Origin of the sequence: Nocardiopsis lucentensis DSM 44048 (genome assembly GCF_000341125.1) — a bacterium.
Taxonomy (GTDB): domain Bacteria; phylum Actinomycetota; class Actinomycetes; order Streptosporangiales; family Streptosporangiaceae; genus Nocardiopsis; species Nocardiopsis lucentensis.
The window spans coordinates 1-359 of sequence record NZ_ANBC01000533.1; the positions used below are offsets into that span (position 1 = coordinate 1).

The 359-nt window shown below is 79.1% G+C and carries 1 pseudogene; it reads left to right on the forward strand.

Annotated features, from left to right (window positions below):
• Positions 1-38: 38 nt before the first annotated feature.
• Positions 39-359, forward strand: a pseudogene (locus tag D471_RS35080) (NYN domain-containing protein); the annotation flags it as partial.

Here is a 359-nt window from a genome sequence, read left to right on the forward strand (position 1 = left end):
CGGACCGCGGGGAGCGGGCCGACGCCGAGGACGAGCGGCTGCGCAGACCCCTGCCGGAGCAGGTCCGGGCGAGGGTGGTCGAGTACGGTTCCGACGTGCTGGGCGGCATGCCCACGAGCGAGCTGCCCCCGCTGCTGCGGCGGGTGGCGCGGTTCGAACCGCGCCGCCGCGCCCGGCTGGCCGGACCCCAGATCGCCGCGCAGTTGGAGACCGACGACGACTTCCGGGGGCGGGTGGCCGCCCGGGTGGACCAGGTCTGGCCCGAGCTGGCCGAGGGGCTGCGCTCGGGCGTCGTCCCACCCGCCGCCGACCCGGTGGCGGTGGCGGCCTGCGCCTACCTGCTGCGCCCTCGGGGGGGG